The sequence below is a fragment of the Achromobacter pestifer genome (genome assembly GCF_902859625.1).
Taxonomy (GTDB): domain Bacteria; phylum Pseudomonadota; class Gammaproteobacteria; order Burkholderiales; family Burkholderiaceae_B; genus Achromobacter; species Achromobacter pestifer.
On record NZ_CADIJX010000004.1, the window covers coordinates 309,770 to 335,711 of the forward strand.

Sequence of the window (25,942 nt, forward strand, 5' to 3'; positions counted from 1 at the left end):
GGCAGGCTCCCCAGTATAGAAGCGCGTTTTCAGACTGCCGGTTTTCCAAGCCGTTCGACGTGAAACCGGATGTGATCCTCGATGAACGTCGAGATGAAGTAATAGCCGTGGTCATAGCCGGGCTGGCGACGCAGCGACAGCGGCTGATCGGCAACGGCGCAAGCCGCTTCAAATACGTCGGGATACAACTGCTCGGCCAGGAATTGGTCTGATTCGCCCTGGTCAATCAGGATGCCGGCCGGGAAGGGCCGCTTCAGGCCTTGCATCAACGCCGACGCATCATAGGCCGCCCATTCCTGGACGTTGTCGCCCAGATAAGCACCGAACGCCTTCTTGCCCCAAGGGCATTGGCTGGGCGCGGCAATGGGTGCGAACGCCGACACCGAACGAAACTTGCCGGGATTGCGAAGCGCCAGCACCAGCGCGCCGTGCCCCCCCATGGAGTGGCCGAAAATGCCCACTCGTGACGCATCGCCAGGCAAAGCATCGCCGGTGGCGATGGCGTGCAGTTCGTCGGCAACGTAGCTATACATGCGGTAGTGATCGCGCCAGGCCGGCGTGGTGGCGTCCACATAAAAGCCCGCGCCCGTGCCCAGATCCCAACTTTCGTCTTCGCCGGGCACATTGGCGCCCCGCGGACTGGTGTCCGGCGCGACCAGCATGACGCCCATTTCGGCGGCCAGGCGCTGGGCGCCCGCCTTGATCATGAAGGTTTCCTCGGTGCAGGTCAGACCCGCCAGGTAGAACAGCACCGGCACAGGCCCATGTTCGGCCTGCGGCGGGACATAGACCGAAAACCGCATGGGCAAGCCGATTGCAGCGGACTCATGGCGGTAGTAGCGCTGCGAACCGCCAAAGCAGCGATGCTGGGAAATGAGCTCCAGGGCCAGCGGCATGGATTTTCTCCGGTCGATAGGGGTGGAAAAAACGTCGACGGGTTAGGGTATATCCACGGTACGACGTTCCGTCGCCGAATGTTAACCTGCCCCTCATAAGGGCCGGACAGTAAAAAAATGTGATTCCGTGCCCATATTGTGATCACGGGACTTGACCAGCGCCCACCGTGGCACTATTTATATACCGTGAGCGAAGACAACCCGTTCTTCCAGATACGCAAGCCCTGACACTATGGCCCGTCTGCCCCGTCTGTACGCCCCTGGGCTGCCCCAACTGGTGCAGGCCAATTTCATTTCGCCGCTGGCCGCGCCATCGCAACCAGCGCCCGCCGATATCCTGAACCAACTCGCCACGTGGCTGGGCGAATCCGCTCAACGCCATCGCGTGTCGGTTCATGGCTGGCTGCTTGCCAATGACCGCATCCTGCTGTTGGCCACCCCGGCCGACGAAGAAGGCCTGCCCAGGCTGATGCAGACGTTGGGCCGTAACCTGGCGGCACGCCTGCGTGGCGGCCGGGTGTTCGCCGGCCGTTATCGGTCTGCCTTGCTTGAGCCGGGCGCCTGGGTGTTGCCAGCGCTGGTCTGGCTGGAAACCTACCCGGTGCGCAGCGGGGCTTCGCAGGATCCTGACTCCTGGCCTTGGTCCTCCGCTGCCAGTCACACCGGCAACACGACGGCGGCGCCTGCGCAGTGGCAATCCGATCACGCCGATTACTGGGCCTGCGGCAATACGCCGTTCGACCGGCAAGCCAATTACCGCAAGCGCCTGCAAGACGGCCTGTCGCGCGAAGAAACCCAGCGCATTGATCAAGCCGTTTCCGGCCAATGGGCGCTGGGTGGCGCAAGCTTCATTGCCAGCCTTGCCCATACCGCCAGCCGGCGCGTGGCTCCCGGCCAGCGCGGCCGTCCGCGCAAGAAGCCGGCTGCCGCCACGGCGGCAGACGCTGAATCCGGTTCCGCGGGTCCGGTGACGTCCCCGCCGACCACCACGACCTCCTGACTACCGAAACCCGCCGACATGGCGGGTTTTTTTTGGCGGGTTTTTTCGCTGTCGTGCCAGCTACCCTCGCGCGGCCGATGCTGCCGTGTGCATTTTTCGCCACACGCGCGATTGATTTCGCGCAGCAAAACACCCCATTTAATTAGGGACACATAAAGCCAAAACTGGGGATTCCACCAGCGATTGCCGCTGGGTCTCCACCCGCCCTGCGCGGCAAGCCAATGATGACGCGGCCATTGTTATGTCCCCATATTTATGCCCTATGATGGAGCATAGATATAATTAGGGTCATACCCTATTTGTTCCTGTTGCACCCTACTTGCAGCGGGGGTATTGTCCGTCTCCTGCACTGCAACATTACGACGCAGGCCCACTGCGGAGCGCGCCATGCCCCAAATTACCCCGATCGAATCCTGTCCCTCCCCCAAGGCGACCCCCATCGATGCCAGCCGCATCGGTCTGCCTTCGGCCCAGGGCCTGTACCACCCCAAGAATGAGCATGACGCCTGCGGCGTTGGTTTCGTTGCGCATATCAAGGGCAAGAAAAGCCACGCGATCATTCAGCAAGGCCTGAAGATCCTGGAAAACCTGGACCACCGCGGCGCGGTCGGCGCAGACAAACTGATGGGCGACGGCGCCGGCATCCTGATCCAGATCCCGGATACGCTCTACCGCGACGAACTGAGCCAGCAAGGCATCGTCCTGCCGCCTCCCGGCGAGTACGGCGTGGCCATGGTCTTCCTGCCCAAGGAAACCGCCTCGCGCCTGGCCTGTGAGCAAGAGCTGGAACGTTCCGTGCGTGCCGAAGGCCAGGTCGTCCTGGGCTGGCGCAATGTGCCGGTGGACGTCGACATGCCCATGTCGCCCACCGTGCGCGATTGCGAACCCGTGATCCGCCAACTGTTCATCGGCCGCGGCGCCGACGTGATGGTGCCGGATGCGCTGGAACGCAAGCTGTACGTGATCCGCAAGACCGCCAGCCACGCCATCCAGAACATGCATCTGGCCCACGGCAAGGAATACTTCGTGCCGTCGGCGTCGGTGCGCACCGTGGTCTACAAGGGCCTGTTGCTGGCCGACCAGGTGGGCCGCTACTACCGCGACCTGGCCGACACCCGCACGGTGTCCGCCCTGGCGCTGGTGCACCAGCGCTTCTCGACCAACACCTTCCCCGCCTGGCCGCTGGCCCACCCGTACCGCATGATCGCCCACAACGGCGAAATCAACACGGTCAAGGGCAACTTCAACTGGCTGCGCGCCCGCGAAGGCATGATGCAGTCGGCCGTGCTGGGCGACGATCTGAAGAAGCTGTACCCCATCGTCTACGAAGGCCAATCGGACACCGCGACGTTCGACAACTGCCTGGAACTGCTGGTGAACTCGGGCTATTCGCTCGCGCACGCCATGATGATGATGATCCCGGAAGCCTGGGAACAGCACACGCAGATGGACGAGTCCCGCCGCGCTTTCTACGAATATCACGCCGCCATGATGGAGCCGTGGGACGGCCCCGCCGCCGTCGCCTTCACCGATGGCCGCCAGATCGGCGCCACGCTGGACCGCAACGGCCTGCGCCCCGCCCGCTACCTGGTGACCGATGACGACATGGTCATCCTGGCCTCGGAAGCCGGCACGCTGTCGATCCCCGAAAACCGCATCGTCAAGAAGTGGCGCCTGCAACCGGGCAAGATGTTCCTGATCGACCTGGAACAGGGCCGCATCATCGACGACGCCGAAATCAAGCTGCAACTGGCCAACAGCCGTCCGTACCGCCAGTGGATCGAACGCTTGCAGATCAAGCTGGAATCGTTGCCGGCGCCGCGCCAGGTGGCCGTCGCCACGCAGTCGTCGGTGTCCCTGCTGGACCGCCAGCAAGCCTTCGGCTGGACCCAGGAAGACTACAAGTTCATCCTGGAACCCATGGCCTCGACCGGCGAGGAAGTCATCGGCTCGATGGGCAATGACGCCCCGCTGGCCGTGCTGTCGGATCGCTCCAAGCCGTTCTACAACTATTTCCGCCAGTTGTTCGCGCAGGTCACGAACCCGCCCATCGACCCCATCCGCGAACAGCTGGTGATGTCGCTGGTGTCGTTCATCGGCCCCAAGCCCAACCTGCTGGACATCAACAACGTCAACCCGCCGCTGCGCCTGGAAGTGTCGCAGCCGGTGCTGGACTTCGCCGCCATGGCGCAGATCCGCGACATTGAACAGGTCACGGGCAAGAAATTCCGCAGTTTTGAACTGGACATCACGTATCCCGCCGCCTGGGGCCCCGAGGGCATTGAAGCCCGCGTGGCCGCGTTGTGCGCGCGCGCCGTCGATGCCGTGCAAAGCGGCTACAACATCCTGATCGTGTCGGATCGCCTGGTCGATAGCGAGCGCGTGGCCATCCCCGCGCTGCTGGCGACGTCAGCCGTCCACCAGCACCTGATCCGCGCCGGCCTGCGCACCAACACCGGCCTGGTCGTGGAAACCGGTTCGGCGCGCGAAGTGCACCATTTCGCGCTGCTGGGCGGTTACGGCGCCGAAGCCATTCACCCCTACCTGGCGCTGGAGTCGCTGGGCAAGCTGAATGACCCCGAAAAGGCCGTGAAGAACTTCATCAAGGCGATCGGCAAGGGCTTGAACAAGGTCATGTCCAAGATGGGCATCTCGACCTACATGTCCTACACCGGCGCCCAGATCTTCGAGGCCGTGGGCCTGCAAAGCACCCTGGTGAACAAGTACTTCACCGGCACCTCGTCCAACATCGAAGGCATCGGCATCTTCCAGGTGGCCGAGGAAGCGCTGCGCCAGCATCGCGCAGCATTCAGCACCGATCCGGTGCTGGCCAATGATCTGGACGCCGGCGGCGAATACGCCTACCGCGTGCGCGGCGAAGAGCACATGTGGACGCCGGATTCCATCGCCAAGTTGCAGCACGCCTCGCGCGCCAACAACTACCGCACGTACAAGGAATACGCGCAGATCATCAACGACCAGAGCCGTCGCCACATGACCCTGCGCGGCCTGTTCGAGTTCCGCTTCGACCCGTCGCGCGCGATTCCGCTGGATGACGTCGAATCGGCCAAGGACATCGTGAAGCGCTTTGCCACCGGCGCCATGTCGCTGGGTTCGATCTCGACCGAGGCGCACTCCGTGCTGGCCGTGGCCATGAACCGCATCGGCGGCAAGTCGAACACCGGCGAAGGCGGCGAAGACGAACTGCGCTACCGCGCCGAAATGCGCGAAGGCAAGAGCACCATCAAGGACGGCGACACGCTGGCCTCGCTGTTGGGTTCCGACCGCATCGAAGCCGACGTCTTGCTGAAGAAGGGCGATTCGCTGCGTTCGAAGATCAAGCAAGTGGCATCGGGCCGTTTCGGCGTGACCGCCGAATACCTGTCGTCGGCCGACCAGATCCAGATCAAGATGGCCCAGGGCGCCAAGCCCGGCGAAGGCGGCCAGTTGCCCGGCCACAAGGTGTCGGAATACATCGCCAAGCTGCGTTATTCGGTGCCGGGCGTCGGCCTGATCTCGCCGCCGCCTCACCATGACATCTACTCCATCGAAGACTTGGCCCAGCTGATCCACGATCTGAAGAACGTGAATCCCAAGGCCTCGGTATCGGTGAAGCTGGTGTCCGAAGTGGGTGTGGGCACGGTGGCCGCCGGCGTTGCCAAGGCCAAGGCCGACCACGTCGTGATCGCCGGCCATGACGGCGGCACGGGCGCATCCCCGGTGTCTTCCATCAAGCACGTGGGCACGCCCTGGGAACTGGGCCTGGCCGAAACGCAGCAGACGCTGGTGCTGAACCGCCTGCGCAGCCGCATCCGCGTGCAAGCAGACGGCCAGATGAAGACCGGCCGCGACGTCGTCATCGGCGCGCTGCTGGGCGCAGACGAATTCGGCTTCGCGACGGCGCCGCTGGTCGTGGAAGGCTGCATCATGATGCGCAAGTGCCACCTGAACACCTGCCCGGTGGGCGTGGCCACGCAAGACCCGGTCCTGCGCCAGAAATTCCAGGGCAAGCCCGAACATGTCGTGAACTTCTTCTTCTTCATCGCCGAGGAAGTCCGCGAAATCATGGCCCAACTGGGCATCCGCAAGTTCGACGACCTGATCGGCCGCGCCGATCTGCTGGACATGCGTTCGGGCGTTGAACACTGGAAGGCTCAGGGCCTGAACTTTGCCCGCGTGTTCCACCAAACGCAGTCGGACGCCGATGTGCGCCAGACCGAAGAACAAGACCACGGCCTGGCCGGCGCGCTGGATCATCAATTGATCGACCGCAGCAAGCCCGCGCTGGAACGTGGCGAAAAGGTGTCCTTCATCGTGCCGGTGCGCAACCGCAACCGCACGATCGGCGCCATGCTGTCGGGCGCCGTGGCCTCGCGCTACGGCCACGATGGCCTGCCGGACGACACCATCCACATTCAGTGCAACGGCACCGCCGGCCAAAGCTTCGGCGCATTCCTGGCGCACGGCATCACGATGGACCTGGTGGGCGAAGGCAACGACTACGTTGGCAAGGGCCTGTCGGGCGGCCGCATCATCGTGCGCTCGCCCAATGACTTCCGCGGCTTCGGCCCCGACCACATCATCGCCGGCAACACCGTGCTGTACGGCGCGCTGGCAGGCGAGGCGTTCTTCAACGGCGTGGCCGGCGAACGTTTCGCGGTGCGCAACTCCGGCGCCGCGACGGTGGTGGAAGGCACGGGCGACCACGGTTGCGAATACATGACGGGCGGCACGGTCGTGGTGCTGGGCGCCACGGGCCGCAACTTCGCGGCCGGCATGTCCGGCGGCGTGGCGTATGTGTGGGATCCGGAGCGCACGTTGAAGCACCGCGTCAACCTGTCCATGGTGGAACTGGAAGGCGTGGCGCCGCATGCGGAACAGCAGGCGCTGAACAATATCGACATCTGGCACAGCGCGCAGCGCGGTGGCGAACGCGAGACGGATGAAACCATCCTGCGCCGCCTGGTGGAAGACCACTTCCGCTACACCGGCAGCTACCGCGCCCGCGAGATCCTGGGCGACTGGGAAGCCTCGCGCGGCAAGTTCGTAAAGGTCATGCCGACGGACTACCGTCGCGCATTGGGTGAAATGTGGCGTGCGGCCAACCAGCAACAACTGGCTGCGTGAGGGATACCATGGGAAAGATTACCGGCTTTATGGAATTTCAGCGTCTGCAGGAGGCCTCCGAGGCCCCGCAGAAGCGGCTGAAGAACTGGCGCGAATTCGTGCTGCACCTGACCGATGACCAGGCCAAGCAGCAAGCCGCGCGCTGCATGGACTGCGGCATTCCGTTCTGCAACAACGGCTGCCCGGTCAACAACATCATCCCGGACTGGAATGACCTGGTGTACAAGCAGGACTGGCGCCGTGCGCTGGACGTGCTGCACTCCACCAACAACTTCCCGGAGTTCACCGGCCGCATCTGCCCGGCGCCGTGTGAAGCGGCCTGTACCTTGAACATCAACAGCGACGCTGTCGGCATCAAGTCCATCGAGCACGCGATCATCGACAAGGGTTGGGCCGAAGGCTGGGTCGCGCCGCTGGTGCCGGCCAAGAAGACGGGCAAGAAGGTCGCCGTGGTGGGCTCGGGCCCTGCCGGCATGGCATGCGCGCAGCAACTGGCGCGCGCGGGCCACTCGGTGACGCTGTTTGAAAAGAGCGACCGCATCGGCGGCCTGCTGCGTTACGGCATTCCCGACTTCAAGCTGGAAAAGCATCAGATCGACCGCCGCATCTCGCAGATGGAAGCCGAAGGCGTGGAATTCGCGCCTTCGACCTACATCGGCAACCCGAGCGACCCCGTGGCCGACGGCCTGACCGTGCGCACGCCGGATTCGCTGAAGGCGGAATTCGACGCGATCGTCATGACCGGCGGTTCGGAGACCCCGCGCGACCTGCCGGTTCCCGGCCGCGAACTGTCGGGCGTGTACTACGCCATGGACTTCCTGCGCCAGCAGAACAAGGCCGTCGCGGGCGACCGCCTGACCGACCAGACGCTGGCCAAGGGCAAGCACGTCGTCGTGATCGGCGGCGGCGACACCGGTTCCGATTGCGTGGGCACCAGCAACCGCCACGGCGCGGCCTCTGTCACGCAGTTTGAACTGATGCCCCAACCGCCCGAGTCCGAAAACAAGACCATGACGTGGCCGTACTGGCCGTTGAAGATGCGCACGTCGTCCTCGCACGAAGAGGGCTGCGATCGCGACTGGTCCGTGACCACCAAGCTGCTCAAGGGCAGCAATGGCCGCGTCGAAAAGCTGGTGGGCGCCCGCGTCGAATGGTTCAAGGACGAAGCCACCGGCCAGATGAAGATGCGCGAAGCCGAAGGCTCGGAATTCGAGATCAAGGCTGACCTCGTGCTGCTGGCAATGGGTTTCGTGTCGCCGGTGCAGACCGTGCTGGATGCCTTCGGCGTGGACCGTGACGCGCGTGGCAACGTGCGCGCCAACACGGATGACTACCGCACCAACGTGGAAAAGGTGTTTGCCGCGGGCGACATGCGCCGGGGCCAATCGCTGGTGGTCTGGGCCATCCGCGAAGGCCGCCAATGCGCGCGTTCGGTGGACGCCTACTTGATGGGCTCGAGCGAACTGCCGCGCTGATCCTTCAACCCGGCAACGCCTTCATTCGCCGCCTTCGCGCCCATTGCGCCAAGGCGGCGAATGCCTTTCAGGCAGGCGACATCATCAAGTCCGTAAGATGCGCCATCGTCCCGCCCCCCCATTCGCCATGTCTCCCGACGCGCCTATCGCTCCGCCCACGCTGCCGCAGATCTTCCTGGCATTCACCAAAGTCGGCCTGACGAGTTTCGGCGGAGGACTCAGCGGCTGGATGATGCGTGAGTTCGTGCAACAACGGCGCTGGATGTCGGAATCCGATTTTCTGTCCGGGCTCGCTCTGGCGCAGTCCTTTCCCGGCGTGAACGTGGTGAACCTGGCCATCTGGATCGGCTTTCGCTTGCGCGGCGGGCCGGGGGCCTTGCTGGGCGGCCTGGGCATCACCGTGCCGCCGATGTTGGTGGCGATTGCACTGGCGGCGCTGTTCGCCAGCATGGCGCAGTCGCACGGCCTGCACGTGGCGATGGCCGGCGTCGCGGCCGCTGCGGTGGGCGTATCGCTGCAAACGGGTTTGCGCGCGGCACGGCGCGCATTGATCGGGCGGATACCGGCAGCGATCATGGTCTGCACCTTCATCGCGATCTTCCTGCTGCGCCTGCCGCTGCTGTGGGTCGTGGGCGTGATGGCGCCGATGTCGATCTTCATTGCCTACACCCGCATCCGCCGGCAGGAGCCGCGCAAATGAACCTGGCGACGCTGCACGACCTGTTCGCGGTGTTCACCCCGCTGTCGTTCCTGACCGTGGGCGGCGGCCAGAGCATCCTGCCGGATATCCACCGCCAGGCGGTGGATAGCTACGGCTGGATCAACGACGCGCAATTCCTGGACTACTTCGCGCTATCGCGCATCACGCCCGGGCCGGCCTCGCTGCTGGTGACCTTGATTGGCTGGCATGTCGGAGGCTGGGCCGGCGCAATCGTCGCGTCGGTCGCGATCTTCCTGCCATGTTCCCTGCTGATTTATGCGCTAGCGCGCGTGTGGGCGCGATACCGCCACACCGCCGGCATCCGCGCGATCGAAGCGGGCCTGGTGCCGGTGGCCGCCGGCATGATCCTGGCGTCGTCGTGCACCATTCTGCGCGCAGCGGAAGGCGGTGCCTGGGCCTGGGCCGTGGCGGCGTTGTCCACCGCGGCGTTGGTCTACACGCGCGTCAGCCCCTTCATCATGCTGGGCTTGGGCGCCGCCGTGTTTCTGGTGGCGCTGACGTAGGATTTGCCTGATTTCTGTTGCCCGACCGCCACGGGACAGACTCAATCTTTCACGGTTTGACACATATCAATCTGGCCTGGTGCCGGGTCTGAGAACCTGTGGTCTCACCCTCATGGAAAGATCGGAGAAAAAAATGTTTTCGCTGAACGGGCGTATTCGCGCCACTGCCATCGCCGGCCTGATCGCCGCCGGCGCATTCGCCGCTCCCGCGCATGCCCACGAAGCGGGCGACGTGCTGTTCAGGGTTGGCGTGACGCAGGTCCGCCCGTCGTCGAATAACGGCACGGTGCTCGATGGCAGCGTCAAGCTGGACGCAAACAACAACGTGCGCCCGAGCTTCACGCTGGGCTACATGGTGACGCGCAATATCGGCATCGAGCTGCTGGGCGCCTGGCCCTTCCAGCACGATGTCAGCGGCAGCGGCCTGGGCAAGATCGGCTCCAGCAAGCAATTGCCGCCGACGCTCAGCCTGCAATGGCACATCCTGCCCGACAGCATGATCCAGCCTTACATCGGCGTCGGCCTCAACTACACGCACTTCTTCGACACCAAGGCGGAAGGCCCGCTGAAGGGTTCGAATCTGAAGATGGGCGATTCCTGGGGCGTGGCCGCGCAATTGGGCGCGGACTTCAAGATCAATGAACGCTGGTTCATGAACGCCGACATTCGCTACATCGACATCAAGTCGAAGGTGAAGCTGGACGGCCAGCACATCGGCACCGCGCGCATCGATCCGTGGGTGGCGACTCTGGGCGTCGGCTACCGCTTTTAAGCACAAGGTCTAGCGCAGTACTTCACGGGTTGCGCGCGGGTCCACCGCGCGCAACCCGTTTTTGATCAAGCATCCGGGGCTTGCAGTTGGTGGCGCAAGGCCTGCAACGCAGGCGTATCGTCATCCGCGCGCCAGACCAGTTGGGTCTGGGCGCGTCCATACGGGCCAGACAGGGCGCTGACGCAGACCGAATGCTCCGCCCCCAAGACGGCCAGCACGGAACGCGGCACGATGGCCACGCCCGCGCCCGCCGCCACGCACGCCACGATGGCGTGATACGACGCGAACTCCATCACCCTGCCTGGCGCCAAGCCTTCATGGTTCAGCCACGACTCCAGGATGCGCCGGTATGAACAGCCTGCGGCAAATGCGATGACCGTGCGCCCGCCCAGATCCCGGGCGCTGGCGATTTCGCCCCACGCCAATGGCGAAATCAGCGCCAGAGCTTCCTGGAAGGCATCCATGGCCGCCAGGCCGTCCGCCGGGAAGGGCTGGGCCACGAACGCGGCTTCGATCTCGTAGTTGCGCACCTTGGCGGCCAACGCACCCGAGGTGCCGGTGACCAGTTCGATCCCCACCTGCGGCCACGCCGCGTGATAGGCCGCCAGGATCGGCGGCAGGCGCGCAGCCGCCGTGCTTTCCATGGTGCCGATGCGCAGCACGCCTTGCGGCGCTCCGTCGCGCACCGCGGCCTGCGCCTCGTCCGACAGACGCAGCAGGCGGTCGGCGTAGGACAGCAGCACGCGCCCTTGGTCCGACAGCACCAGCCGACGGTTCTGCCGCCGGAAGAGCGGCGCGTCCAGCGAGGCCTCCAGCTGCTTCAGACGGGTCGACACATTGGACTGCACCCGGTTCAGGTGCAGCGCCGCGCGCGCCACACCGCCCTGGTCGGCCACCGCTTTGAAAATCTGCAACGCATCGAGATCCAAGTTTCTCATTTCAAGAACCTATGTTCTTATTAATTCACTTTTAAAGATATTAGTACAGCCGTAGAGTAGGCGCATGTCAACGCCTGCTTACCCTTCTTTTCCCGATACCCGCAGCGCGGCCCGCCTGGCCTGGCCGGCCGCGCTGGCCTTGGCCGCCGCCATGGGCATCGGCCGCTTCGCCTTCACCCCGGTCTGGCCGCTGATGGCTCAAGAGGGCGGGCTGTCGCTGGCCCAGGGCGGCTGGCTGGCCTCGGCCAACTACGCCGGTTACTTGCTGGGCGCGTTGGCGGCGGTGGCGTGGCCCGTGCGCCGGCTACGCAGCCAATTGGGAATAAGCCTGCTGGCCGTCACGCTGCTGACCCTGGCCATGCCGCTGTTCCATGACGTCGCGGCCTGGTGCGTGCTGCGGCTGGCGGCGGGTTATGCCAGCGCCAGCGCCTTCATCTGCGTGGCGGCCTGGCGACCCGTGCCCGCCGGTGACCCGCGCGAAGCCGCCGCATCGGGGCTGACCTACGCCGGCGTGGGTGCCGGCATCGCGTTGACCGGGCTGGCCTGTCTGACACTGATGGCCTGGGATATCCATGCCGATGGCATGTGGCTGGCCCTGGGCGGCTTGACGCTGGTCCTGTCCGCCGTCGCCTGGCCGGCGATGCGCCAGCCTGCCGCCCCGGCCGCTTTCTCCACGCATGCCGCCCATTCCCCGGCTACCGCGTCCCCTGCCAAGCTGCCGCGCGCGATGGGCCCGCTGGCGCTGCACTATGGCGTGTTTGGCGTGGGCTACATCATCCCGGCCACCTTTCTGCCCGCGATGGCCAAAGAGGTGATCCCCAACCCGGCGATCTTCGGCTGGGCCTGGCCGCTATTCGGGCTGGCCGCGGCCGCCTCCTGCCTGCTGGTTCCCCGGCTGGCCCGTGGACGCGATGACAAGCGCGTCTGGCAGGGCGCCCAGGCGCTGATGGCGCTTGGCATGTTGGCCGTGGCCTTGTGGCACCACATCGCTGCCGTGATCGTGGCCGCGCTGCTGGTGGGCGGCACCTTCATGGTAATCACGCAAGCCGGCATGCTGACCGCTCGACGCGCCGCTGGCGCCGCCGCGCCGCGTGCCGCCGCCATCATGACGGCGGCCTTCGCGGCCGGGCAGATCCTGGGCCCGCTGCTGGCGTCATGGGCTTCGCACTGGGGCGCGGGCCTGCCACAGGTGCTGGGCGCGGGGGCCGCGCTGCTGGCGGTGTCCGCCTGGCGCTTGGGAAAAATCACGACAGAAGACAAAGGCGCTGGGCATAATGCGATCGGCCCGCAGGGCTGTACACATTAGAGAAAAAAGACGAGGAGTCACCAGCATGAAACCGTTGCGCCCCCTGATCGCCGCATTGGCGGCCGTTGCCGCTTTCAGCGGCGCCGCCCAGGCCCAAACCGCCGACTGGCCCGCCAAACCCATCACCATGATCGTCCCCTACGCCCCGGGCGGCTTTGCCGACACGCGCGTGCGGCTCTTGGCGCGCAAGCTGGGCGAATCGCTGGGCCAGCCGATCGTGGTCGAGAACAAGGCGGGCGCGGGCGGCGTGGTCGGCACCAACCTGATCGCCAAGGCGGCGCCGGACGGCTACACCATCGGCACGGGCAATCTGGCCCCGATGGCGGTGAACCCGTCGCTGATGAAGGAAATGCCGTACAACCCGCAAAAGGATCTGGCGCCCATCATCCTGATCGAAAACAGCCCGCTGGTGCTGAGCGTGAACAACGAAATGCCGGTCAAGACGCTGGCAGACCTGATCGCGCTGGCCAAGAAGCAGCCCGGCAAGCTGTCCTTCGGTTCGTCGGGCGTCGGCGGCGCGCATCACCTGTCGGGTGAAATGTTCCGGGAACAAGCCAAGATCGACATCGTGCACGTGCCCTACAAGGGCGGCAGCCTGGCCGCGACAGACCTGATGGGCGGCCATATCTCGATGATGTTCGAAATGGGCTATTCCGCGCTGCCCGCTATCCAGGGCGCCAAGATCCACCCCATTGCCGTGACCTCTGCCAAGCGTTTGGCCGTGTTGCCCGATGTGCCCACGATGGCTGAATCCGGCCTGCCGGGCTTCGAGTCCTACAACTGGCAGGGCATTGTTGCGCCCGCCGGCACGCCCGCGCCGATCATCGCCCGCCTGAACGCCGAATTCAATCGCATCCTGAAGGAACCGGATGTGCAAAAGGCGATCGCCGACACCGGCAGCCAGGCCGGCGGCGGCACGCCCGAGGAATTCGCGGCTTTCATCAAGAGCGAAACCGAAAAGTGGGCCCACGTCATCAAGGCTGGAAACATCCAGCTCCAATAACCCGAAGGAGTCTTCCCATGGCCATCCGTCTGCTTGACCTTCTGAAACTGGACCATCCCATCATCCAGGCGCCCATGGCGGGCGGCGCCACGACGGTGGAGCTGGTGTCCGAGGCGTCGAAAGCGGGTGTCCTGGGATCGCTCGGGGCGGCCTACATGAGCCCCGAGCAAATCGAAACGGCAGTCAAGGACATCCGCGCCCGCACGCCCCGGCCGTTCGCCATCAATCTCTTCGCGTCCGTGCCAGACCTGCCCATGCAGGGCGATACCGGCCGCATGCTGGCCCTGATGGGTCGCTACCACGAGCAATTGGGCCTGCCGGCCCCCTCCGCGCCCGGCCCGCAGGCCGATCCGCTGCCAGGACAGATCGATGCCATCCTGCGGCTGCGCCCGGCGGTCTTCAGCTTCACGTTCGGCCGCATCCCGGCCGACGTGCTGGCGCGTTGCCGCGAACTGGGCATCCTGACCGTCGGCACGGCCACCACCGTGCGCGAAGCGGTTGCGCTGGAACAGGACGGCGTGGATGCCGTGGTGGCCCAGGGCGCCGAAGCGGGCGGACATCGTGGCACGTTCCTGGATGATTTCGAGCAATCCTTGATCGGCACCATGGCCCTGGTGCCACAGGTGGCGGACGCGGTTTCCGTGCCAGTCATCGCCTCCGGCGGCATCATGGACGGCCGTGGCATCGCCGCCGCCCTGGCCCTGGGCGCTGACGTCGCACAAATGGGGACAGCTTTCCTGACGACGGATGAATCCGGTATCAGCGACGCCTACAAGGCCGTGTTGCCCGCATCGCGCTCAGAACAATCCCGCGTGACGCGCGCCTTTTCGGGCCGGCCGGCCCGCGGCATCTCCAATGCCTTCATGCGGGACGCCGACGCCATTGCCGCCGACATCCTGCCGTATCCGTTGCAGAATGCGCTGACGCGCCCCATGCGCACGGCGGGCGGCAAGGCTGGCAATATCAACGTGCTGTCCCTGTGGGCGGGCCAGGCCGCGCCGCTGGCGCGACGTGAAAGCACGGCTGACCTGGTCCAGCGGCTGGCCCAGGAAACACGGGCCGCGCAAGCGCGCCGCTGACCCTTCCCGCGGTCAGACGGTTCCAGCCTCGGCGCCGGGTGCCGCCACGGTCGCCGTAGCGGCCGATTGTCCCTGATACCGAAAACACTGTTCCATGGGTGACCTATCGCATTGTGATTACAAAGCGTCGGGCTACAATGGCGCCTCGCCGCTGGGGGTCAGAGTCCGTCTTGGTCCCCCGCCCCTGAGATGAACAGGCGCTTCCCGAAGCAGCCTGTCTTGCGCGCACCGCCCCGGTTAGCCGTCCTGCGTGTCGTCAAGGCAGCAGGGCAAGCTCCGCCACCGAAACACCCATTTCGTTGCCCATGCCCGCTCAAACAAGCAGCACCCCGGAATTCGCCCTGCGCCTGGACGGTGTGGCGCTAGGCTACGGTGATTTCACCGTCTTGCGCGATATCTCCATGGACGTGCGCGCGGGCCAAGTGGTCGCCATCATGGGCGGCTCGGGTTCGGGCAAGACCACGCTGTTGCGGGCGGCCACCGGCCAGCTCGTCGCGCAGCAGGGCAAAGTGCTGGCGTTCGGCCAGGACATCGCACGCACCACCCCCGCTGAACTCCAGGCCCTGCGCAAGCGGATGGGCGTGTTGTTCCAGCAAGGCGCGCTCTTCACCGACCTGAACGTGTTTGAAAATGTGGCGTTCCCGCTGCGCGAACACACCAAGCTGTCCGAATCCGACGTCACCGACCGCGTGCTGGACAAACTGGATGCCGTTGGCCTGCGCGCCGCCGCCCACCTGAAAGTGGCCGAGATTTCCGGCGGCATGGCACGGCGCGTCGCCCTGGCCCGCGCCGTGGTGCTGGAACCCGAACTGATCCTGTACGACGAGCCCTTCGCCGGACTGGACCCGATCTCGCTGGGCATCACCGCCCGTCTGATCCGCAGCTTGGCCGACCGCCTGGGTTGCGCGTCGGTCCTGATCACCCACGACGTCCAGGAATCCTTTTCCATCGCCGATCAGGTGTATCTGGTGGGACAAGGCAAACTGGCGGCCGCGGGCACCCCCGACATGCTGTCGGCGTCCGAAGACCCCTATGTCCAGCAATTCCTGAAAGGCGAACCCGACGGCCCGGTCGCGTTCCAGTATCCCGAAACGCCCGCTTTCCAAAAGTGGCTTTCAGCACAGAAGGGGCGCAAAGCATGAGCGGATCCAACAATCCCGTGAGCGCCCTGGGCGGATGGGTGCGCGGCCTGGTTTCCGGAATCGGCTACTTCACGCGGTTCTTCGCCGGCATGCTGGCGCGCAGCGGCATCGTGTTCTCGCGTCCGCGCCTGGTGTCGCAACAAGTCCATTTCATCGGCAATTATTCACTTCTGATCATTGCCGTGTCCGGCATGTTCGTGGGCTTCGTGCTGGGCCTGCAAGGCTATTACACGCTGAACCGCTATGGCTCGGAAGAAGCGCTGGGCCTGTTGGTGGCCCTGTCGCTGGTGCGCGAATTGGGCCCCGTCGTGACGGCGCTGCTGTTCGCGGGCCGTGCGGGCACCTCGCTGACCGCTGAAATCGGCCTGATGAAAGCAGGCGAACAACTGTCGGCGATGGAAGTCATGGCCGTCGACCCGATCCGCCGCGTGCTGGTGCCGCGCCTGTGGGGCGGCATCATCGCCATGCCCATCCTGGCGGCCGTGTTCTCCATGGTGGGCATCCTGGGCGGCTGGGTCGTTGGCGTCGTGATGATCGGCGTGGACGCCGGTGCGTTCTGGTCGCAAATGCAGAGCGGCGTGGATGTCTGGAAAGATGTGGCCAACGGCGTCATCAAGAGCGTGGTGTTCGGTATCACCGTGACGCTGGTTGCGCTCTATGAAGGCTGGCAGGCAAGACCCACCCCTGAAGGCGTTGCGCGCGCCACGACGCGCACCGTGGTGGTGGGCTCGCTGGCGGTACTTGGGCTGGACTTCCTGCTCACCGCATTGATGTTTGGAAATTAAACGGATCGATCATGTCACGCGAAAAAACCGACTTCTGGGTAGGCCTGTTCGTATTGCTGGGCGCGGCTGCGCTGGTGTTCCTGGCGTTGCGCGCCGGCAACCTCAGCACGTTTTCGTTCGCGCCAACCTATACCTTATCGGCCAACTTCGATAACGTAGGCGGCCTGAAGCCGCGCGCGGCGGTGAAAAGCGCCGGCGTCGTGGTGGGCCGTGTCTCCAGCATCACCTTTGACGACAAGACTTTTCAGGCCGTCGTCTCGGTGAATCTGGAAAAGAACTTCCAGTTCCCCAAGGACTCCTCGGCCTCGATCCTCACGTCCGGCTTGCTCGGTGAGCAGTATCTGGGCCTGACGGCGGGCAGCGAAGAAGAGAACTTTACCGACGGCGGAAAAATCCGCTATACACAAAGCGCGGTTGTGCTTGAGCAGTTGATCAGCCAGTTCCTGTACGGCTCCGCTGAGAAGCAAGGCGCGGCCTCCGAACCCGAGCCGGCCGCGAAAGCGCCAAATTAAAGACGACGCGAAAGACGCCGTAACAGGCTGCGCGTTGTCATCGCAATATCATAAGAATTGTTGATAGGGATGTCCTGATCATGAACAAGAACGCACTTTCCCGCATTGCCACCATCGCGGCGGCGGGTGCACTGATGGCCGGCTGCGCCGCGCCGCAGAACCCCGATCCGCGCGACCCGTGGGAAGGTTTCAACCGGGGCGTCTACAAGTTCAACGACACGGTCGACCGCGCGGTCTTCAAGCCGGTTGCCCAGGCCTACACCTTTGTCACGCCGCAGCCCGTGCGTAGCTGCGTGCACAACATCTTCAGCAACGTCAGCGACCTCTGGTCCGGCGCCAACAGCTTCCTGCAAGGGCGCGGCCACGACTTCGTGAACACGCTGGGCCGCTTCCTGTTCAACACGACGATGGGCGTGGGCGGCTGTTTCGACGTTGCCTCGGCCAACGGCGCGCGCAAGATCCCGAACGACTTCGGCACGACGCTGGGCGTGTGGGGCTTCAGCCAGGGTCCGTACCTGGTGCTGCCGTTCTTCGGTTCGTCCAGCGTGCGCGACGGCGTGGGCCTGGCGGGCGACTTCGCGGGCACGACCTACGGCTACATGGGTATCGACTCCATCGACAACGTGCGCCTGCGTAACTCGCTGTGGGGCTTGCGCGTGGTCGACACCCGCGCCAGCTTGCTGAGCGCCACCGACACGATCGATCGCGTTGCGCTGGATCCGTACAGTTTCATCCGCGACGCCTATCTGCAACGCCGCAACGCCATGGTCCTGGGCCAGCGCGTGAACGACGAAGACGCGCTGCCCAACTACGAAGACGACGAAGGCGATGCCCCTGCCGCCGCCAAGGGCGCCCCAGTGCCCGCGCCGGCCACCAAGTAAGCTGTCGTCTGCGTTCATCAGTACAGTAAGGAGTTTTAATGCGATTCGCTTTTGTTTCCCTGTTGCAACGTCTGACGTTTGCGGGCCTTCTTGGCCTGGCCGCCGCTGGCGCCGTGCAGGCCAAGCCCAACCCCAATGGTCCCCCCGACCAATTCGTCCTTGCCACGGCCAATGAAGCGCTTGACGTGCTCAAGGCCGATGGCGCCGTCAAGGCCGGCAACACCGCCCGCATCAACGAAGTCGTCAACCAGCACATCCTGCCGTACGTCAACTTTCAAAAGACGACGCGCCTGGCCGCTGGCCGCTTCTGGCGCCAAGCAACGGAACAGCAAAAGACGGCTCTGGCCGAAGCATTCCGCGGCACGCTGGTGCGCACCTACAGCGGCGCGTTGACCCGCGTCACCCCCGACACCGCCGTCAAGGCCCTGCCGTTCCGCGGAGACCCCAAGGCCGACGACGTGGTCGTGCGCACGCTCATCAGCCAGGCCAACGGCCAGCCCACGGGCGTGGACTACCGCCTGGAAAAGACGGCGCAGGGCTGGAAGATCTATGACATGAACGTCGAAGGCATCTGGCTGATCGAGAACTACCGCAACCAGTTCGCGCAGCAGATCAACCAAAGCGGCATCGACGGCCTGATCAAGGCGTTGAACCAGCGCAACCAGTAATTCCACGGTTCCGGCTGCTTCCGGCCCGGCGTGCCCTGAGTGGCCCGCCGGGCCGATTATTTGGGGGACGCATTACAGCGCCATCCCTACGGTTCCCGGGGCCATAGGCGCTTGCCGTCGCGGTGCGCTTATATAATGATCAATTCGCTCTTTCCGGGCATCTCCCCGCCGTCATGTCAGCCGTCAGTCTAGAAAACGTCTCCAAGGTCTACTCGCCGCGTCAGCGCGGCTGGCAGAAACTGCTTGGGCGCACGCCCGCCCCCGGCTTTCAGGCGCTGGACCATGTCAGCCTGAACATCGAGCACGGCGAGTTCTTCGGCCTGCTTGGCCCCAACGGCGCGGGCAAGACCACCCTGATCTCCATTCTGGCCGGCCTGGCACACGCCAGCTCTGGCCGCGCCAGCGTCTGTGGATACGACGTCGTCGCCGACTACAAGTCGGCACGGCGCGCGCTGGGCGTGGTGCCGCAAGAACTCGTCTATGACCCGTTCTTCACCGTGCGCGAGACCCTGCGCATCCAGTCCGGCTACTTCGGCCTGCGCAACAACGACGACTGGATCGACGAGATCCTGTTCAACCTGGGCCTGGCCGACAAGGCCAACAACAACATGCGTGCGCTGTCCGGCGGCATGAAGCGCCGGGTGCTGGTGGCGCAAGCGTTGGTACACCGCCCCCCCGTGATCGTGCTGGACGAGCCCACTGCCGGCGTGGACGTGGATCTGCGCCGCACCCTGTGGGAATTCATCTCGCGCCTGAACAAGGCCGGCCACACCATCATGCTGACCACGCACTACCTGGAAGAAGCGGAAGCCCTGTGCGGCCGCATCGCCATGCTCAAGCGCGGCCACATCGTGGCCCTGGACACCACCCAGGCCCTGATGGCGCGCGTCGGCGGCGTCGACTTGGAAGACGCTTTCGTGCGCATCATGCATCAGGGCGAAGAGCCGTCCAGGCCCGCTCAGCAACCCGAAGAGATTTCGTCATGACGCAGTCCTCCGCGACCACCAGCCAGCCGCTGGTGCAGCCCCGCCTGGACGCGGGCTCCGGCTTTCCCACCCTGCTGCGCAAGGAATTGCTGCGCTTCTGGAAAGTGGGTTTCCAAACCATCGCGGCGCCCGTCATCACGGCGCTGCTGTATCTGCTGGTCTTCGCACACGTGCTGGAAGGGCGCCTGATGGTGTATGGCACCGTGCCCTACACCGCGTTCCTGATCCCCGGGCTCATGATGATGAGCATGTTGCAGAATGCCTTCGCCAACCCGTCCTCATCGCTGATCCAAAGCCGCATCACGGGCAATCTTGTCTTCATGCTGCTGCCGCCGCTGTCGCACCGCGATATCTTCGGCGCCTTCGTGCTGGCGGCGGTCGTGCGCGGCCTGGCCGTGGGCCTGTGCGTCTGGCTCGTGGCGCTGTTCTTCGTGTCATTGGTGCCCGCCAACCCGCTGTGGCTGCTGGCCTTCGCGGTGCTGTCCTGCGGCATCATGGCCGCGCTGGGCGTGGTCGCGGGCCTGTGGTCCGAAAAATTCGACCAACTGGCGGCTTTCCAGAATTTCCTGATCATGCCCGCGACGTTCCTGTCCGGCGTGTTCTATTCCATCCACACGTTGCCGCCTTTCTGGCAGAGCGTGTCCCACTGGAACCCCATCTTCTACGCCATCGACGGATTCCGCTACGGATTCTTCGCGGTGTCGGACGTCTCCCCCTGGCGCAGCCTGGCGGTGGTGACGGCGGTGTTCCTGGCGCTATCGATTTATGCGCTGCGGCTTCTGGCCAGCGGCTACAAACTCAGGAATTGACGTCCATGCTTCCCACTCCCTCGCAAGTCCGCCAATACATCGCGGACGGCCTGCCCTGTGAACATCTTGACGTGCAAGGCGACGGCTCGCATTTCGACGCCGTCATCGTCAGCACCGCCTTCGAGGGCAAACGCCTGATCCAGCGCCATCAAATGGTTTACGCCGCGCTTGGCGACCGCATGAAGGCCGAGATCCACGCGCTGTCGATGCGCACGCTTACCCCGGGCGAATACCAGCAAGCAGGCAAGTAATGGACAAACTCCGCATCACTGGCGGCGCGCAGCTACACGGCGAGATCTCAATCTCGGGGGCCAAGAACTCGGCCCTGCCGATTCTGTGCGCGAGCCTGCTGACTGCCGACACGCTGACCCTCACCAACGTTCCGCATCTGAACGACACGGCAACCATGTTGCGCCTGCTGGGCCGCATGGGCCTGCACGCCGAACGCGGCACCGACGGCGTGGTCACGCTGCAAGCCAACAACGTCGACAACCTGGAAGCGCCCTACGACCTGGTCAAGACGATGCGCGCCTCGATCCTGGTGCTGGGCCCGCTGCTGGCCCGCTTCGGCGAAGCCCGCGTCAGCCTGCCCGGCGGCTGCACCATCGGCCAGCGTCCCGTCGACCAGCACATCAAGGGCCTGGCCGCGCTGGGCGCCCAGATCAGCATCGAACACGGCTTTGTCGTGGCCCGCGCCAAGCGCCTGAAAGGTGCCTCGATCCGCACCGACATGGTCACCGTCACCGGCACCGAGAACCTGCTGATGGCCGCCGTGCTGGCCGAAGGCCAGACCGTGCTGGAAAACGCCGCGCGCGAACCCGAAGTGGTGGACCTGGCCGAACTGCTCATCAAGATGGGCGCCCGCATCCACGGCCACGGCACGGACCGCATCGTCATCGACGGGGTTGCCCAGTTGCACGGCGCTGAACACCGCGTCATCTCCGACCGCATCGAGGCCGGCACGTTCCTGTGCGCAGTCGGCGCGGCGGGCGGCGACATCCTGTTGAAGAACACCGACGCCGGCATCCTGGGCGCCACGCTGGACAAGCTTGCCAGCGCCGGCCTGACCATCGAAACCGGCCCGGACTGGATTCGCGGCAGCATGTCCACGCGGCCCAAGGCCGTGGGTTTCCGCACTCACGAATACCCGGGCTTCGCCACCGACATGCAAGCCCAGGTCATGGCGCTGAACGCCGTTGCCGAAGGCACCTCAGTCATCGTCGAAACGATCTTCGAGAACCGCTACATGCACGTGCAGGAACTGCGCCGCATGGGCGCCGACATCGACATCGACGGCCATACCGCCATCGTGCGCGGCGTGAAGCGCCTGTCGGGCGCCACCGTCATGGCCACCGACCTGCGCGCCTCGGCCAGCCTCGTCATCGCCGGCCTGGCCGCCGATGGCGACACGCTGGTCGACCGCATTTACCACCTGGATCGTGGCTACGACCAGATGGAAGTCAAACTGCGCGCCCTGGGCGCGAACATCCAACGAGTTACCGGCAAGGAACAGGCATGAAAAGTAATAGCCCCCACGCTGCGCCTTCGGCTTGCTGCCCCCCGAGTGGGTCCGTTAATTTTGAGGCGGCTCGGCAATGAACAATGCCACGACGAAGCCCCTGACCCTGGCGCTGTCCAAGGGCCGGATTTTTGAAGAAACCATGCCGCTGCTGGCCGAGGCCGGCATCGAAGTGACCGAGAGCCCGGAAAGCTCGCGCAAGCTGATCCTGCCGACCAGCGACCCTGGCCTGCGCCTGATCATCGTGCGCGCCTCCGACGTGCCGACGTACGTGCAATACGGCGCGGCGGACCTGGGCATCGCTGGCAAGGATGTGCTGATCGAGCACGCCAAGGAACAGCCCGGCGGCCTGTACCAGCCGATCGACCTGAACATCGCCAAGTGCCGCCTGGCCGTCGCCGTACGCAACGGCTTCGACTACGAAGGCGCGGTGCACCAGGGCGCACGCCTGCGCGTGGCCACCAAATACGTCCACTCAGCCCGTGAACACTTTGCGGCCAAGGGTGTGTACGTGGACATCATCAAGCTGTATGGTTCGATGGAACTGGCGCCGCTGGTCGGCTTGGCCGACTGCATCGTTGACCTGGTGTCCACCGGTGGCACGCTGCGCGCCAACGACCTGGTCGCCGTCGAAGACGTCATGCCCATCTCGTCGCGCCTGATCGTCAACCAGGCCGCGCTGAAGACCCGCGGCGCCCGCCTGCAACCGCTGCTGGACGCCTTTGAAAGAGCGTCCTCCCGCAATGCCTGACCCCCGCCCGCCGCGATGCCGCGGCGGCCGCTTTCCGCTTTGCTCCATGACGCCATGGCCCTGATCAATCGTCTCGACTCCCGCGAACCCGGATTCAAATCCGCCCTGTCCAAGCTGCTGGCCTTCGAGGCCACGGAGGACGAGTCCATCGACCGCGCCGCGGCCGGCATCCTGGCCGACGTGCGCACCCGCGGCGACGCCGCGCTGGTGGAATACACGCAGCGCTTTGACCGCATGCCGGGCGCATCGGCCGCCACGCTGGAAATTCCCAAGGCAGAGTGGCATGCCGCGCTGGCCGCGCTGCCCGCCGCGCAGCGCAATGCGCTGGAAGCCGCCGCCGACCGCGTGCGCAGCTACCACGAACGCCAACGCGCCGAAACCTGGACCTACACCGATGCCGAAGGCACGTTGCTGGGCCAGCAGGTCACGTCGCTCGACCGCGTGGGCCTGTATGTGCCGGGTGGCAAGGCCGCCTATCCCTCGTCAGTGCTGATGAACGCCATCCCGGCCAAGGTCGCGGGCGTGCCGGAACTGATCATGGTCACGCCCACGCCCGACGGCGTGCGCAACCCCATCGTGCTGGCCGCGGCCGCCATCGGCGGCGTGGATCGCGTGTTCGCCATCGGCGGCGCGCAAGCCGTGGGCGCGCTGGCCTACGGCACCGCCACCGTGCCCGCCGTGGACAAGATCGTCGGCCCGGGCAACGCCTACGTCGCCGCCGCCAAGCGTCGCGTGTTCGGCGTGGTCGGCATCGACATGATCGCCGGCCCCAGCGAAATCCTGGTCATCTGCGACGGCAAGACGCCGGCCGACTGGATCGCCATGGACCTGTTCTCGCAAGCCGAGCACGACGAACTGGCGCAATCCATCCTGCTCTGTCCGGATGCCGCCTTCATGGACGAAGTGGAAGCGGCCATCGCGCGCCTCTTGCCCACCATGCCGCGCGCCGACATCCTGCGCGTCAGCCTGGCCAACCGCGGCGCGCTGATCCAGGTTCAAAGCCTGGACGAGGCCTGCCAGATCGCCAACGACATCGCGCCCGAGCACTTGGAGATCTCCACCGAGCAGCCCGAGATCTGGACGGCCAAGATCCGCCACGCCGGCGCGATCTTCATGGGCCGCTTCAGTTCCGAGGCGCTGGGCGACTACTGCGCGGGCCCGAACCACGTGCTGCCCACGTCCCGCACCGCCCGCTTCTCGTCGCCGCTGGGCGTGTATGACTTCCAGAAGCGCTCCAGCCTGATCCAGGTCTCGCACCAAGGCGCGCAGACGCTGGGCCGCATTGCTGCCGAACTGGCGTTGGGCGAGGGCCTGCAAGCGCACGCCGCCAGCGCCCAATACCGGATCGACAAGCCATGAGCCCGGCCCCGGCGGCAAGCGTCGCCGGCCGCATCGCCGACACGATCCGCGCCGATATCCGTAAATTGGCCGCCTATCCCGTGGCGAATGCCGACGGCTGCATCAAGCTGGATGCAATGGAATGTCCCTACGAACTGCCCGAGGCAGTCCGGGACGACATCGCGCGCACCGTGCGCGACACGCCGCTGAACCGCTATCCCGCCGCCGACCTGTCCGCGTTGCAGCAGGCGGTGAAATCGGGCTTTGGCGTGCCCGACGGCGCCGACGTGCTGTTCGGCAATGGCTCGGACGAACTGATCCACATCATCGTGCAGGCTTGCTGCAACCCCGGCGACACCGTGATGTCGCCGTGGCCGTCGTTCGTCTACTTCGACATGGCAGCCCGTTTCGACCACGCCCGCTTTGTCGGCGTGCCGCTGACCGACGATCTGACCCTGGATTTGCCGGCGATGCTGGCCGCCATCCACGAACACCAGCCCAAGGTCGTGTTCCTGGCCGTGCCCAACAACCCCACCGGCGGACTCTGGTCCGACAGCGACGTGCAGGCGATCATCGCCGCCGCCCCCGGACTGGTGGTGCTGGACGAGGCCTACCAGCCTTTCGCCGACCGCAGCTGGATGCCGCAGGTGCTGGACGCCGCCAACGTGGTGGTCATGCGCACCGTCTCCAAGATCGGCCTGGCCGGCCTGCGTTTCGGCTATCTGGCGGGCCATCCCGACTGGATCGCCGAACTGAACAAGGTGCGTCCGCCCTACAACCTGGACGTGCTGACGCAGGCCACACTGATGACGGTCCTGCGTCACAAGGACGTGCTGGATGAGCAGGCCGCCCGCTTGCGCGCCGACCGCGAACCCCTGGCCGCCGCCCTGGCCGCCTTGCCCGGCGTCAGGGTATTCCCTTCCGCCGGCAACTTCGTTCTCGCGCGCTTTTCCGGCAAGCTGGACGGCAACGCCGTGCATCTTGCGCTGAAAACGCGCAAAATATTGATTCGTAACTTCTCCAACGCCCATCCGCTACTGGCCAACTGCCTGCGCATCTCGGTGGGCGCCCCGGCCGAGAACGCCGCCTTGCTGGCTGCCTTGCAAGAGATTTTGAGTGCTTAACATGCGTACCGCAGAGATCACCCGCAACACCAACGAAACCCGCATCCGCGTGGCCATCAATATTGACGGCACCGGCAAGCAGACGATCGACACCGGCGTGCCCTTCCTGGACCACATGCTGGACCAGATCGCGCGCCATGGCCTGATCGACCTCGACATCAAGGCCGAGGGCGACTTGCACATCGATGCGCACCATACGGTGGAAGACGTGGGCATCACGCTGGGCATGGCCATTGCCAAGGCGGTCGGCACCAAGGCCGGCCTGCGCCGCTACGGTCATGCCTACGTGCCGCTGGACGAAGCGCTGTCGCGCGTCGTGGTGGACTTCTCCGGCCGCCCCGGCCTGGAATATCACATCCCGTTCACGCGCGCCCACATCGGCAATTTCGACGTCGACCTGACGCGCGAATTCTTCCAGGGCCTGGTGAACCACGCGCTGATCACGCTGCACATCGACAATCTGCGCGGCTTCAACGCCCACCATCAGGCGGAAACCGTGTTCAAGGCCTGTGGCCGCGCCCTGCGCATGGCCATGGAAGTCGACCCGCGCATGGGCGACGTCGTGCCCTCCACCAAGGGCGTGCTGTAACGTTCGCCAATCCCACCG

General features: G+C 65.2%; 24 protein-coding genes. 22 read left to right on the top strand and 2 right to left on the bottom strand.

Translation table 11 applies throughout. The features are described 5' to 3' along the window. Positions 1-29: 29 nt before the first annotated feature. A complete protein-coding gene (gene fghA, locus HV753_RS17185; protein ID WP_175175710.1) occupies positions 30-896 on the bottom strand; it encodes an S-formylglutathione hydrolase in 867 nt (288 codons plus the stop codon). A 232-nt stretch (positions 897-1,128) separates the two neighbouring features. Here fghA and HV753_RS17190 point away from each other — a divergent pair, with 232 nt between their 5' ends. The 6 genes from HV753_RS17190 (at position 1,129) to HV753_RS17215 (ending at position 10,494) form a co-directional block, all read left to right on the top strand. After that, positions 1,129-1,896, top strand: coding sequence for a hypothetical protein (locus HV753_RS17190; protein ID WP_175175711.1), 768 nt, complete (start codon positions 1,129-1,131; stop codon positions 1,894-1,896). Positions 1,897-2,283: 387 nt separating this feature from the next. Continuing rightward, positions 2,284-7,023, top strand: coding sequence for a glutamate synthase-related protein (locus HV753_RS17195; protein ID WP_175175712.1), 4,740 nt, complete (start codon positions 2,284-2,286; stop codon positions 7,021-7,023). 8 nt (positions 7,024-7,031) lie between these two features. Further along, the gene (locus HV753_RS17200; RefSeq protein WP_175175713.1) at positions 7,032-8,498 is read left to right on the top strand and encodes a glutamate synthase subunit beta; all 1,467 of its coding nucleotides are present in this window, start codon (positions 7,032-7,034) and stop codon (positions 8,496-8,498) included. A 127-nt stretch (positions 8,499-8,625) separates the two neighbouring features. Further along, positions 8,626-9,198: a chromate transporter gene (locus HV753_RS17205; RefSeq protein ID WP_175175714.1), complete on the top strand. Its 573-nt coding sequence runs from the start codon at positions 8,626-8,628 to the stop codon at positions 9,196-9,198. Then, positions 9,195-9,722, top strand: coding sequence for a chromate transporter (locus HV753_RS17210; RefSeq protein WP_175175715.1), 528 nt, complete (start codon positions 9,195-9,197; stop codon positions 9,720-9,722). The genes HV753_RS17205 and HV753_RS17210 overlap by 4 nt, the downstream gene beginning before the upstream one ends. 133 nt (positions 9,723-9,855) lie before the next feature. Then, the gene (locus HV753_RS17215) at positions 9,856-10,494 is read left to right on the top strand and encodes an OmpW/AlkL family protein (protein WP_175175716.1); all 639 of its coding nucleotides are present in this window, start codon (positions 9,856-9,858) and stop codon (positions 10,492-10,494) included. A gap of 65 nt (positions 10,495-10,559) precedes the next feature. On the opposite strand, the gene HV753_RS17220 is transcribed toward HV753_RS17215, so the two are convergent. Continuing rightward, positions 10,560-11,432 carry a LysR family transcriptional regulator gene (locus tag HV753_RS17220; RefSeq protein ID WP_175175717.1) on the bottom strand — a complete coding sequence of 291 codons (873 nt, stop codon included), beginning with the start codon at positions 11,430-11,432 and terminating at the stop codon, positions 10,560-10,562. Positions 11,433-11,496: 64 nt separating this feature from the next. Between HV753_RS17220 and HV753_RS17225 the strand changes: the two genes are divergently transcribed. From HV753_RS17225 to hisB, 16 genes are all read left to right on the top strand, one after another. Continuing rightward, positions 11,497-12,738, top strand: coding sequence for a YbfB/YjiJ family MFS transporter (locus HV753_RS17225; RefSeq protein WP_175175718.1), 1,242 nt, complete (start codon positions 11,497-11,499; stop codon positions 12,736-12,738). A 25-nt stretch (positions 12,739-12,763) separates the two neighbouring features. Beyond that, positions 12,764-13,741 carry a Bug family tripartite tricarboxylate transporter substrate binding protein gene (locus HV753_RS17230; RefSeq protein WP_175175719.1) on the top strand — a complete coding sequence of 326 codons (978 nt, stop codon included), beginning with the start codon at positions 12,764-12,766 and terminating at the stop codon, positions 13,739-13,741. Between the two features lie 17 nt (positions 13,742-13,758). Beyond that, positions 13,759-14,820, top strand: coding sequence for an NAD(P)H-dependent flavin oxidoreductase (locus HV753_RS17235; RefSeq protein ID WP_175175720.1), 1,062 nt, complete (start codon positions 13,759-13,761; stop codon positions 14,818-14,820). A gap of 305 nt (positions 14,821-15,125) precedes the next feature. Beyond that, positions 15,126-15,962: an ABC transporter ATP-binding protein gene (locus tag HV753_RS17240; protein ID WP_175175721.1), complete on the top strand. Its 837-nt coding sequence runs from the start codon at positions 15,126-15,128 to the stop codon at positions 15,960-15,962. Beyond that, positions 15,959-16,747: a lipid asymmetry maintenance ABC transporter permease subunit MlaE gene (mlaE, locus tag HV753_RS17245; RefSeq protein ID WP_175175722.1), complete on the top strand. Its 789-nt coding sequence runs from the start codon at positions 15,959-15,961 to the stop codon at positions 16,745-16,747. The genes HV753_RS17240 and mlaE overlap by 4 nt, the downstream gene beginning before the upstream one ends. 11 nt (positions 16,748-16,758) lie before the next feature. Beyond that, entirely contained in the window at positions 16,759-17,259 is a 501-nt protein-coding gene (gene mlaD / locus HV753_RS17250) for an outer membrane lipid asymmetry maintenance protein MlaD (RefSeq protein ID WP_175175723.1), read from the top strand. 80 nt (positions 17,260-17,339) lie between these two features. Then, entirely contained in the window at positions 17,340-18,140 is an 801-nt protein-coding gene (locus HV753_RS17255; RefSeq protein ID WP_175175724.1) for an MlaA family lipoprotein, read from the top strand. Between the two features lie 38 nt (positions 18,141-18,178). Beyond that, the gene (locus tag HV753_RS17260) at positions 18,179-18,808 is read left to right on the top strand and encodes an MlaC/ttg2D family ABC transporter substrate-binding protein (RefSeq protein WP_175175725.1); all 630 of its coding nucleotides are present in this window, start codon (positions 18,179-18,181) and stop codon (positions 18,806-18,808) included. 173 nt (positions 18,809-18,981) lie between these two features. Then, positions 18,982-19,794, top strand: coding sequence for an ABC transporter ATP-binding protein (locus HV753_RS17265; RefSeq protein WP_175175726.1), 813 nt, complete (start codon positions 18,982-18,984; stop codon positions 19,792-19,794). Beyond that, positions 19,791-20,603: an ABC transporter permease gene (locus HV753_RS17270; RefSeq protein WP_175175727.1), complete on the top strand. Its 813-nt coding sequence runs from the start codon at positions 19,791-19,793 to the stop codon at positions 20,601-20,603. The genes HV753_RS17265 and HV753_RS17270 overlap by 4 nt, the downstream gene beginning before the upstream one ends. Before the next feature lie 5 nt (positions 20,604-20,608). Beyond that, a complete protein-coding gene (locus HV753_RS17275; RefSeq protein WP_175175728.1) occupies positions 20,609-20,854 on the top strand; it encodes a BolA family protein in 246 nt (81 codons plus the stop codon). Further along, positions 20,854-22,122, top strand: a complete 1,269-nt coding sequence (murA, locus tag HV753_RS17280) for a UDP-N-acetylglucosamine 1-carboxyvinyltransferase (RefSeq protein WP_175175729.1) — start codon at positions 20,854-20,856, stop codon at positions 22,120-22,122. The genes HV753_RS17275 and murA overlap by 1 nt, the downstream gene beginning before the upstream one ends. A 76-nt stretch (positions 22,123-22,198) precedes the next feature. After that, the gene (hisG, locus tag HV753_RS17285; protein WP_175175730.1) at positions 22,199-22,873 is read left to right on the top strand and encodes an ATP phosphoribosyltransferase; all 675 of its coding nucleotides are present in this window, start codon (positions 22,199-22,201) and stop codon (positions 22,871-22,873) included. 54 nt (positions 22,874-22,927) lie between these two features. Further along, positions 22,928-24,232, top strand: coding sequence for a histidinol dehydrogenase (hisD, locus tag HV753_RS17290; RefSeq protein ID WP_175175731.1), 1,305 nt, complete (start codon positions 22,928-22,930; stop codon positions 24,230-24,232). Continuing rightward, the gene (hisC, locus tag HV753_RS17295) at positions 24,229-25,335 is read left to right on the top strand and encodes a histidinol-phosphate transaminase (RefSeq protein ID WP_175175732.1); all 1,107 of its coding nucleotides are present in this window, start codon (positions 24,229-24,231) and stop codon (positions 25,333-25,335) included. Before hisD ends, hisC begins: the two co-directional genes overlap by 4 nt. A gap of 1 nt (position 25,336) precedes the next feature. Further along, complete coding sequence (hisB, locus tag HV753_RS17300; RefSeq protein ID WP_006216836.1) at positions 25,337-25,924, top strand: imidazoleglycerol-phosphate dehydratase HisB; 588 nt, start codon at positions 25,337-25,339, stop codon at positions 25,922-25,924. The last annotated feature ends 18 nt before the right edge of the window (positions 25,925-25,942 follow it).